Annotated in this window: 11 protein-coding genes and 1 pseudogene; 11 read left to right on the plus strand and 1 reads right to left on the minus strand. The window is 75.5% G+C overall.

What is annotated here, in order from left to right; all coding sequences use genetic code 11:
- Positions 1 to 252, minus strand: a 252-nt coding sequence (locus E4P41_RS23460) for a GAF domain-containing protein (protein WP_245177507.1), incomplete at its 3' end; no start/stop codon positions are given.
- Here E4P41_RS23460 and murG point away from each other — a divergent pair.
- The 11 genes and pseudogenes from murG (at position 200) to E4P41_RS22395 (ending at position 10277) form a co-directional block, all read left to right on the plus strand.
- On the plus strand, positions 200 to 1324 hold the full coding sequence (murG, locus tag E4P41_RS19785) for an undecaprenyldiphospho-muramoylpentapeptide beta-N-acetylglucosaminyltransferase (protein WP_135142944.1): 1125 nt from the start codon (positions 200 to 202) through the stop codon (positions 1322 to 1324). The genes E4P41_RS23460 and murG overlap by 53 nt on opposite strands.
- A gap of 73 nt (positions 1325 to 1397) precedes the next feature.
- Positions 1398 to 2870 carry a UDP-N-acetylmuramate--L-alanine ligase gene (murC, locus tag E4P41_RS19790; RefSeq protein ID WP_135142945.1) on the plus strand — a complete coding sequence of 491 codons (1473 nt, stop codon included), beginning with the start codon at positions 1398 to 1400 and terminating at the stop codon, positions 2868 to 2870.
- Positions 2867 to 3688 (plus strand): FtsQ-type POTRA domain-containing protein, encoded by an 822-nt coding sequence (locus E4P41_RS19795; protein ID WP_245177508.1) that lies wholly within the window; start codon positions 2867 to 2869, stop codon positions 3686 to 3688. Before murC ends, E4P41_RS19795 begins: the two co-directional genes overlap by 4 nt.
- Positions 3689 to 3877: 189 nt before the next feature.
- A complete protein-coding gene (locus E4P41_RS19800; RefSeq protein WP_135142946.1) occupies positions 3878 to 4462 on the plus strand; it encodes a peroxidase-related enzyme in 585 nt (194 codons plus the stop codon).
- 402 nt (positions 4463 to 4864) lie between these two features.
- The gene (ftsZ, locus tag E4P41_RS19805; protein WP_135142947.1) at positions 4865 to 6154 is read left to right on the plus strand and encodes a cell division protein FtsZ; all 1290 of its coding nucleotides are present in this window, start codon (positions 4865 to 4867) and stop codon (positions 6152 to 6154) included.
- A gap of 166 nt (positions 6155 to 6320) precedes the next feature.
- Positions 6321 to 7022, plus strand: coding sequence for a peptidoglycan editing factor PgeF (pgeF, locus tag E4P41_RS19810; RefSeq protein WP_135142948.1), 702 nt, complete (start codon positions 6321 to 6323; stop codon positions 7020 to 7022).
- 141 nt (positions 7023 to 7163) lie between these two features.
- The gene (locus E4P41_RS19815) at positions 7164 to 7904 is read left to right on the plus strand and encodes a YggS family pyridoxal phosphate-dependent enzyme (RefSeq protein WP_135142949.1); all 741 of its coding nucleotides are present in this window, start codon (positions 7164 to 7166) and stop codon (positions 7902 to 7904) included.
- 481 nt (positions 7905 to 8385) lie between these two features.
- Positions 8386 to 8769 (plus strand): annotated as a pseudogene (gene sepF, locus E4P41_RS23835) (cell division protein SepF); the annotation flags it as partial.
- A 54-nt stretch (positions 8770 to 8823) separates the two neighbouring features.
- Positions 8824 to 9123: a YggT family protein gene (locus E4P41_RS19825; RefSeq protein WP_135142951.1), complete on the plus strand. Its 300-nt coding sequence runs from the start codon at positions 8824 to 8826 to the stop codon at positions 9121 to 9123.
- Between the two features lie 103 nt (positions 9124 to 9226).
- Positions 9227 to 9955 carry a DivIVA domain-containing protein gene (locus tag E4P41_RS19830; RefSeq protein WP_135142952.1) on the plus strand — a complete coding sequence of 243 codons (729 nt, stop codon included), beginning with the start codon at positions 9227 to 9229 and terminating at the stop codon, positions 9953 to 9955.
- 163 nt (positions 9956 to 10118) lie between these two features.
- Positions 10119 to 10277 (plus strand): hypothetical protein, encoded by a 159-nt coding sequence (locus tag E4P41_RS22395; protein WP_167761187.1) that lies wholly within the window; start codon positions 10119 to 10121, stop codon positions 10275 to 10277.
- The last annotated feature ends 116 nt before the right edge of the window (positions 10278 to 10393 follow it).

Genomic DNA, 10393 nt, shown 5'->3' on the forward strand with positions numbered 1-10393 from the left:
GACCTCGACGTCGGCCGCGGTGAGCGGCCCGCGCCGACGGTCGCTGCCGAGGGTGAGGACGCCGAGGATGCGCCCGTCGGCCACGAGCGGCACGCACACCATGTCGACCAGCTCGAGGGCGCGGCCGGGTGCCCGAGGTCCGCCGGCAGCCGCCGCCGCGGGCGCGCGCCACCGCCCCCGAGCCCCCCCGGCGGCCACGGTGAGCGCGCGGCGCAGTGTCGTGCTCGCCGGCGGCGGCACCGGGGGGCACATCGAGCCGATGCTGGCCCTGGCCGACGCGCTGCTCCGCCGCAGCGGTGCGGTGGAGGGCGGCCTGCGGATCACCTGCCTGGGGACCGCCCGCGGCCTGGAGACCCGGCTGGTTCCCGCCCGCGGCTACGACCTGCGGCTGATCCCGCCGGTGCCGCTGCCGCGCAGGCCCACCGTCGACCTGCTGCGGGTTCCCGGGCGGGTGCGTCGCTCGGTGGCCGACACCCGCGCGCTGCTGCGCGAGCTGTCCGCCGACGTCGTCGTCGGGTTCGGCGGGTACGTGGCGCTGCCGGCCTACCTGGCCGCCCGCCGCGAGCGGCGGGGGCGGGCGGGGATCCCGATAGTCGTGCACGAGCAGAACGCGCTGCCGGGGCTGGCCAACCGGGTCGGTGCCCGCCTCGCCGAGCGGGTCGCCGTCACCGTGCCCGGGACGCCGCTGCGCGGCGCCGAGCACGTCGGCATGCCGCTGCGGACGGCGATCAGCACGCTGAACCGTCCCGCCCGCCGCACCGAGGCGCGTGCCGCGTTCGGTCTGGACGCCGAGCGGCCCACGCTGCTGGTCTTCGGCGGGTCGCAGGGAGCCGCGTCGCTCAACCGGTCCGCCGTCGGCGCCGCCGACGCGCTCACCGCCGCCGGGGTGCAGGTGCTGCACGCCCGCGGCCCGAGGAACACCGACGTGACCGTCCCGCCGCGGCCGGCGGGCAGCGCCCCCTACGTCGTCGTCGACTACCTCGAGCGCATGGACCTCGCCTACGCCGCCGCCGACCTGGCCCTGTGCCGGGCAGGCGCGGTGACCGTGGCCGAGCTGTCCGCGGTCGGGTTGCCGGCGGTGTTCGTGCCGCTGCCCATCGGCAACGGCGAGCAGCGGCGCAACGCGCTGCCGGTCGTCGAGGCCGGGGGAGGACTGCTGGTGGACGACGCCGACCTGTCGCCGTCCTGGATCGAGGAGCACCTGGTCCCGATGGTCACCGACCCGGCCGCCCTGGCCCGGTACGCCGAGCGCGCCGCGGCCGCGGGGGCGCGCGATGCCGACGAACGGCTGGCCGACATCGTGCTGGAGGTGGCGGCACGGTGAGCGAGCTGGCGAGCTCACCCAGGGGTACAGCAGCGCCGCGAACGCGGCCGACGAGCGCCGGCGAGGAGGGCGAGTGAGCGCCGCTGCGGTCGCCGCGTGGGCCGAGCCGGTGCCGAACCTCGAGGAGCTCGGCGCCGTCCACTTCGTCGGGATCGGCGGGGCCGGGATGAGCGGCATCGCGCGCATCCTGCTGGCCCGCGGCGTCCCGGTGTCGGGCAGCGACCGCCGCGACACCCCGACGCTGCTGGCGCTGCGCGCGCTCGGCGCCCGGGTGGAGCTGGGCCACGACCCGGCGCACCTCGGCGGCGCCGACACCGTGGTGGTCTCCACCGCCATCCGCGAGGACAACCCCGAGCTGGCCGCCGCCCGGGAGCGCGGGCTGCGGGTGCTGCCCCGCGCGGTCGCGCTGGCCGCGGTGATGGCCGGCAAGCGCAGCGTCGCGGTGGCGGGCACGCACGGGAAGACCTCGACCACCTCGATGCTCACCGTCGCGGTGCAGGCCTGCGGCGCCGACCCGTCGTTCGCGATCGGCGGCGACCTCAACGAGTCCGGCAGCAACGCGCACGCCGGCGAGGGCGACGTCTTCGTCGCCGAGGCCGACGAGAGCGACCGGTCCTTCCTGCTGCTGGGCCCGTACGGCGCGATCGTCACCAACGTCGAGGCCGACCATCTCGACAACTACGGCGACCTGGCCGCGGTGGAGGCCGCCTTCGACCGCTTCCTGCACACGGTGGACCCGGACGGGTTCGTGGTGCTGTGCGCCGACGACCCCGGCTCGGCGCGGCTGCGCACCGTGCCGACCGCGGCCCGCGTGCGCACGTACGGCACCGCCGAGGACGCCGACCTGCGGCTGGTGGACCTCGACGTCGGCCCGGAGACGACCGCGTGGACCGCCGTCCTCGACGGCGAGGTCCTCGGCCGGGTGCAGATCCGGGTGCCCGGCGAGCACATGGCCCGCAACAGCGCGGCCGCGCTGCTGGCCGGGCTGGAGCTGGGGCTGCCCGCCGAGGGGCTGGTCGCCGGCCTGGGCCGCTTCGGCGGGGTGCACCGGCGCTTCGAGCTCAAGGGCACCGTCGGAGGGGTCCGCGTCTACGACGACTACGCCCACCACCCGACCGAGGTCGAGGCGCAGCTGCGCGCCGCGCGGGCCGTCGCCGGAGCCGGCCGGGTGGTCGTCGCCTTCCAGCCGCACCTGTACAGCCGCACCCGGGAGTTCGCCGCCGCGTTCGGGACGGCGCTCGGCCTGGCCGACGAGGTCGTGGTCATGGACGTCTACGGTGCCCGCGAGGACCCGGTGCCCGGCGTCACCGGAGCGATGGTCGCCGACGCCGTCGCGCTGCCGGCCGAGCACGTGCAGTTCGAGCCGTCCTGGTCGGCCGCGGCGCCGGCGCTGGCCGAGCGGGCCCGTCCCGGCGACCTGGTGATCACCATGGGGGCCGGGAACGTCTCCATGGTCGGCCCGGAGGTGCTGGAGGTGCTGCGCTCGCGCCCCACCCACCCCGACGGCTCGGGTCCGCCCGGCGACCCGGCGGTCGCGGCGCGGTGAGCCGATCGGGGACGACCACCAGCGACCGCGCGCGCGGCGGGGGGTCCTCCCGGGCCGGCGACGACGCCCCTCCCAGCCGCCGCCCGGGCGGCGCGACCGCCCGGCGGCCGCGCCGGGACACCCCCGCCGACCGCCGCCGGCGGCTGCTCGTCAGCGGCGGCGTGGCCGCCGCGGTGCTCGGGCTGCTGGCCTGGCTGCTGTGGGCGAGCCCCGTGTTCGCCGTGCAGGCGGTGCGGGTGGACGGCGCGGGCACGCTGACCGCCGCCGAGGTCGTCGAGGTGGCCGGCATCGCCGAGGGGACGCCGCTGCTGCGGGTCGACGTCGAGGCCGCCGCGGCCCGGGTCGCCCGGCTGCCGCAGGTGGCCGACGTCGAGGTGACGCGCGGCTGGCCGCGCAGCGTCGTCGTCACCGTGGCCGAGCGGGTGCCGGTCGCGGTGGTGGAGCAGGCCGGCACGCGCTCGCTGGTCGACGCCGAGGGCGTGCTCTTCGACACCGTGACCGGCGACCCGCCGGCGGGCGTGGTGCCGCTCGACGTCGCCGACCCCGGTCCGGAGGACCGCGCCACCCGTGCCGCGTTGGCCGCCCTGGTGGCGCTGCCGGACGACGTCCGCGCCGACGTGGCCGGCGCCCGGACGAGCAGCGCCGAGGACGTCACGCTCACCCTCGAGGACGGCACCACCGTGCTGTGGGGCAGCGCCGAGGACGTCGAGGAGAAGGCCGACGTCCTCGTGGCGCTGCTCGAGCAGCTGCGGGCCGGCGCGCTCGAGCCGGCCGACACCATCGACGTCAGCGCGCCCTCGGCGGTGGTCCTGCGCTGATGAAGGACCTCGTCCTCCCCACTCCTCGCAGACCCGGGGCGGGACCCGGGACGAGGCCACCCCTGCCCCCCGCCGCTCACAGGTTGGCCTCGCCCGGAGGCTCGGCCCGAGCTCGCGAGGGTTGAGAGGGCGAGGTCCTTCTGCCTGAAGGGGTGGCCCGGCGCGGCCGGCGCCGGGGAGGCTGGGCCCATGAGCGACCGACCGATCAGCCGGTTCCCCGTCCCGTCCCCCGAGGAGCTCGCGCCCGAGCTGCGCGAGCGATACGCCGAGGTGCAGGAGCGCTCCGGCTTCCTGCCCAACGTCTTCGGCGCCCTGGCCTGGCGGCCCGCCGAGGCCGCGGCGTTCTTCGCACTCCACGACGCGCTCATGGACAAGGAGACGCCGGGGCTGTCGAAGGCCGACCGCGAGCTGGTCGTCGTGGCGACCAGTGCGGCCAACGACTGTCTGTACTGCGTCGTCGCCCACGGGGCCATCGCGCGGATCCGCGCCCGGGACCCGTACCTCGCCGACCAGGTCGCCGTCGACTGGCGCAAGGCCCCGCTGTCGGCACGCATGCACGCCGTCCTCGAGGTCGCCGTCCGGCTGGCGGTGGACCCGGCGACCGTCACCACCGCCGACCTCGACCGGCTGCGAGGCCACGGTCTGACCGAGGACGACGTGTGGGACGTCGGGGCCATCGTGTCGTTGTTCGCGCTGTCGAACCGGCTGGCGCACTGGGCGGCGATCCCGCCGAACGAGGAGTTCTTCCTGATGGGCCGCGTCCCCCGCCAGTAGCCGTCGGGCCGGCGGTGACCGGATCGCGGGGCCCATCGCGGTCGCCGGGGACTGCGGTGGGTCGCCGGCCGACGTCGCCGCGTGTGCACGGCCGCCTGCGACGACACGCGCAGGGCGGCGACACGCCCGACACCGCGAACAACTTCTCGAGTTCCGCGATCCGGGCGTGTCCCCGCCCTCGACCTGCACATGAGACGTTCGCGAGGCGGGTCGTCACAGTCGGTGGTGCGAGTGTGACCAGTGCGTCGTCCGATGTTCGTGGGGACACGTCCACTCGACACGCCGGTCCCAGGAGGGTGCTTGTAGGGCCCGCGGAGCCCCACCTAACTTCGTGCGCGTCGACCCAGTTGACATAACTATAAGGCTTTACTTGAGGATGAGGGTCGAGGTCGGGAGCCCCACATGACACCTCCGCACAACTACCTCGCGGTCATCAAGGTCGTCGGCATCGGCGGCGGCGGGGTGAACGCGGTCAACCGGATGATCGAGGTCGGCCTCAAGGGGGTCGAGTTCATCGCCATCAACACCGACGCCCAGGCGCTGCTGATGAGCGACGCCGACGTCAAGCTCGACGTCGGACGCGAGCTCACCCGCGGGCTGGGCGCCGGCGCGCAGCCCGACGTCGGGCGGCAGGCCGCCGAGGACCACCGCGAGGAGATCGAGGAGGTGCTCAAGGGCGCCGACATGGTCTTCGTGACCGCGGGGGAGGGCGGCGGCACCGGCACCGGCGGCGCGCCCGTCGTCGCCTCGATCGCCCGAAAGCTCGGCGCGCTCACCATCGGCGTGGTCACCCGCCCGTTCTCCTTCGAGGGCAAGCGGCGGGCCGTGCAGGCCGAGTCGGGCATCGACGAGCTGCGCAACGAGTGCGACACGCTCATCGTCATCCCCAACGACCGGCTGCTGCAGCTCGGTGACCGCAACGTCAGCGTCATGGACGCCTTCCGGACCGCCGACCAGGTGCTGCTCTCCGGCGTCCAGGGCATCACCGACCTGATCACCACGCCGGGCCTGATCAACCTGGACTTCGCCGACGTCAAGTCGGTCATGTCGGGCGCCGGGTCGGCGCTCATGGGCATCGGCAGCGCGCGCGGGGACAACCGAGCGCTGCTGGCCGCCGAGCAGGCGATCGCCAGCCCGCTGCTCGAGGCCTCGATGGAGGGCGCCCACGGCGTGCTGCTGTCCATCTCGGGTGGCTCGGACCTGGGTTTGTTCGAGATCAACGAGGCCGCCTCGCTGGTCTCCGACGCCGCTCACGCCGATGCCAACATCATCTTCGGTGCGGTCATCGACGACGCCCTCGGCGACGAGGTGCGGGTGACCGTCATCGCCGCGGGCTTCGACGGCGGCAAGCCGCAGGGCCGCAAGGACGCCGGCATCGCGTCGGTACCGTCCGCGGCTCCGGTCGCTCCGCCGGGCGCCCCGCGGATGCCGCTGCACCCGCAGCCGGTCCCCGGCGTCCCGTCGGCGCCGACGGGGGAGCGCCTGGTCGGCTCCCCCCAGGCTCCGCAGGCGCAGCCCACCCCGCCGTCGACCGCGCAGACGCCGGCCCGGCCCGGCGCCGCGGCCGGGGGTGGCGGGATCACCGTGCCGCCGCTGCCGCCGGTCCCCGGGTCGAACGCCGCTGCTCGGCGTCCGCTGACGAACGAGGACTTCGAGGAGGAGCTCGACATCCCGGAGTTCCTGCGCCAGTGAAAGTCGAAGGACCCCGTCCTCCTCATCCCTCACAAGCTCGGGACGAGCCTCTGGACGGGGCCGCGCGGGCCGCTGGAGGGTGGCCGTTCCAGTGCCTCACCTCGCTCCTGGCGGGCCCCTGCACGGGGGCCGCACTGTGAGCTCGGCTCCGGCCGCCTCGCGGTCGGTGCGACCCCGACGGGTCGTCACCGATCGGCGGGGCGGCCGGTCCCGTTCCCCCTACGACTCGTTCAACCTCGGCAGCCACGTCGGTGACGACGCCGCCGCCGTGGCGGCCAACCGCGACCGGCTGGCCCGCGAGCTCGGCGTCGCTGCCGACCGGCTGGTGTGGATGGACCAGGTCCACGGCTCGCGCGTCGCCGTCGTCGACGCGCCGGTCGACGGCCCGCTCCCGGAGACCGACGCCGTGGTCACCCGGACGCCGGGTCTGGTGCTGTGCGTGCTGGTCGCCGACTGCGTGCCGGTCCTGCTCGCCGACCCCGCCGGCGGTGTGGTGGCCGCGGTGCACGCCGGCCGGGAGGGCGTCCGGACGGGCGTCGTCCCCGCGGCGCTGGCCGGCATGGCGCGGCTCGGCAGCCGCCCCGCCGACGTCACCGCCCTGCTCGGCCCGGCGGTCTGCGGCGCCTGCTACGAGGTGCCGCGGGCGATGCAGGCCGAGGTGGCCCGGGTGGCGCCGGCCGCGGCGGTGCGCACCCGGAAGGGAACACCGGGGCTGGATCTGCGGGCCGGGCTGGCCGAGGCGCTCCACGGCGCCGGCGTCGGCCAGGTGGTGCACGACCCGCGCTGCACCGTCGAGGAGCGCTGGCTGTACTCCCACCGCCGCGACGGCGTCACCGGCCGTCAGGCCGGCGTCGTCTGGCTCAGCTGACCGAGGACTGCCGCCCCGACTGCGACGAACTCGTGGCCATCAGGCACCGATCACCACGAGTTCGTCGCACTCGGCGGCCGGATCCGGGCTCGCGGCCGACCGGGAGCCGCGGGTCGGCACGGGACGGGGGAGGATCCGGCCGTGACCTCTCCGGCCGACCGCCTGCAGGCGGTCCGTGCGCGCATCGCCGCCGCCGCCCGCGCCGCCGGCCGCGACCCCGCCACGGTGAGCCTCCTGGCGGTGAGCAAGACCTGGCCTGCGGGCGCCGTGCGGGAACTCGCCGCGCTCGGCCAGGGTGACTTCGGCGAGAACCGCGCCCAGGAGCTGATCGGCAAGGCTGCCGAGCTGGCCGACCTCCCGCTGCGCTGGCACTTCGTCGGCCAGCTGCAGCGGAACAAGGCCGCCGGGGTCGCCCGCCTCGGCGCCGTCGTCCACTCGGTGGACCGCATGTCGCTGGCCCGCGCCCTCGCCCGGGTGGGCACCGAGGCCGGCCGGCCGGTCGAGGTGTTCCTGCAGGTCGACCTCGGCGGACCCGAGGGGGAGCTCGCCGTGCGCGGCGGCGCCGACCCGGCCGACGTCCCGGCGCTGGCCGACGCCGTGGCCGCCGAGGAGGGGGTCGTCCTGCGCGGCCTCATGGCGGTGGCGCCGCGGGGCACCGAGCCCGGCCCCGCCTTCGCCCGGCTCGCCGCGCTCGCCGAGCGCGTGCGCAGGGACCACCCCGGCGCCCGGGAGCTCTCCGCCGGCATGAGCGCCGACCTCGAGGAGGCGATCGCGGCCGGCAGCACGCTGGTGCGTGTCGGAACTGCGCTCGCAGGTGTGCGCCCCCTACCCTCCCGGGAGGACGAGTCACACCCGTCACACGGGTCCCAGCAGCCCGGGTGACCACGCGCGCGTACGAAGAGGGGGAGGGCTGATGGCCGGAGCCATGCGCAAGATGGGCATCTACCTCGGGCTCGTGGAGGACGACGACGCCCGGGCCTACGGCCGGTACGACGCCCGTCAGGCGGACGCCGACCGCTACGACCGCCTCGAGGAGCGCCGGTACTCCCGGTACGCCTCCGAGGACGGCTACGACGAGCACTACGGCGTCGGTGACCGTTATGACTCCGACTACCGAGAGCCCGACTACCGAGAGCCCGACTACCGGGACCCCGGCTACCGGGCCGACGACTACGCCGGCGACCTCGAGGCCGACCTGTCGCCGGCGCCGGACCCCGAGCCGCTCGCGCTGCCCCGCCGTCCCGCAGCGGGCCGCAACCTCGGCCTGGCGCCCACCACCGGGTCCACCGCCGCGCGCCTCGGCGGACCGGCCGGCAGTGGCACCGGGGCCGGAACCGGCCACGCCTCGGTGCCCGGTCCCGGGTCCGCCGCGTCCGGCGCCTTGGGGGCGGCCGGTCTCGCCGTCCGCGGGCCGGTCGCCGCTGCTCCCGAGCCGGCTCCGGCCCCCGCTCCGGCGCCCGCGCCCCAGCCCTACCGGATCACCACGCTGCACCCGCGCACGTACAACGAGGCCCGCCAGATCGGCGAGAGCTTCCGCGACGGCAAGCCGGTGATCATGAACCTGACCGAGATGGACGACGCCGACGCGAAGCGGCTCGTGGACTTCGCTGCGGGTCTGTCGTTCGGGCTGCGCGGTAGCATCGAGCGCGTCACGAACAAGGTGTTCCTGCTCAGCCCGCGGGACGTCGCCGTGACGGCCGAGGACAAGGCGCGAATCCGCGAGGGCGGGTTCCTCGAGCAGTCCTGAGGCCTGGCAGCAGGACCGGACGGCACACCGGGTGCCCTAGGACGAGCGAGGACCGTGGCTCTCTTCTGGAACATCCTCTCGTCGATCCTGCTCGTCTTCCTCGTGCTGCTCTTCGCGCGGTTCGTCGTCGACTGGGTGATGGTGCTGGCCCGCAGTTGGCGCCCGTCCGGCCTGGTGGCAGCGGGTCTGGAGGTCGTCTACGCGACCACCGACCCGCCGCTGAAGGCCATCCGGAAGGTCATCCCGCCGCTGAACCTGGGGTCGATCCGGCTGGACCTCGCGTTTATGGTGCTCCTGATCGCCGTGTACATCCTGCGTGGCATCGTGGACAGCCTCGCGTTCGCCGCCGCGTGACCGCTGGCCCTCCGGGGGACGGCGACACCGGCGGCCGGCCGGAGCCGTCCGCCGCTCGTCCGACGCCGTTCCTGTCCCCGTTGCCCGACCCGAGGTGAAGTCGATGCCACTCACGCCTGCCGACGTGCACAACGTCGTCTTCAAGAAGCCGCCGATCGGCAAGCGGGGCTACGACGAGGACGAGGTCGACGCCTTCCTCGACGTGGTGGAGGCCGAGCTGGCCCGGCTGATCGAGGAGAACAACGAGCTGCGCGCCGGCTCCGCGACCGGCCGCAACCCGCGCGCCGTCGAGGCCCCCGAGCCCCCGGCCCCGGCGCCCGCCGCCGCCCCGCCGCCCCCGCCGGCCCCCGTCCGTGAGGACGACAGCGCCCGCGCCTCGCGGATGCTCGCCCTGGCCACCGAGACGGCCGACAAGTACGTCAACGAGGCCAAGGCCCAGGCCGACCAGATGGTCGTCTCGGCCAAGACCAACAGCGAGCGCATGGTCAGCGAGGCGCGGGCCAAGAGCGAGCAGATGGTCAGCGAGGCCAAGATGCGCGCCGATTCGATGGTCGGTGACGCGCGCACCCGGGCCGAGACGATGGAGCGCGAGGCCCGCGCCAAGGCCGCCGCCCTCGACCAGGACGCCGAGCGCCGGCACACCGAGGTGATGGGCTCGCTGGAGGAGAAGCGCAGCAGCCTGGAGCGGAAGATCGAGGAGCTGCGCACGTTCGAGCGCGAGTACCGCACCCGGCTGCGGTCCTACCTCGAGTCGCACCTGCGCGACCTGGACAGCCGCGGGTCGGCGGAGCCGGCGTCGAACAGCCGGCAGAACCAGCACGCCAGCGCCTGAAAGAGGACCCCGTCCTGCCCACCCCTCGCAGGCTCGGGGCGGTGCCCTGGGCGGGGCCGGCCCCGGACGGGGCCGCTGCACGGGCCTCCGGACGACGCCCGGGGGCCCGTCACGTCCCGGCCGTCGAGCGGTCCCCGGCTGTGGGCCCGGTTACAGTCGATGGGTGATCTTGGCTGCAGGTCTGCTGGTCCTGCTGGGCCTCGGGCTGTTCATCGGCGGCGTCGTCACCGCCGCCACGATCCTCTACTGGGCCTGCGTCGCGGCGTGTGGGCTCGCCGCCGTGCTGCTCGCGGTGGCCCGGGTGCGCGACACCCGGTCGTAGCGGTCGGCGCGGAAGGTGGTGATCTCCAGCCGGACGCCGTCGACCTCGGCTCCCACGGTGCCGAAGGCGATGCCGGTGTTCCACGTGGAACCGGCGAACCCGCGCAGCAGGCCGAG

The sequence above is a fragment of the Geodermatophilus sp. DF01-2 genome (assembly GCF_004571065.1).
GTDB lineage: Bacteria > Actinomycetota > Actinomycetes > Mycobacteriales > Geodermatophilaceae > Geodermatophilus.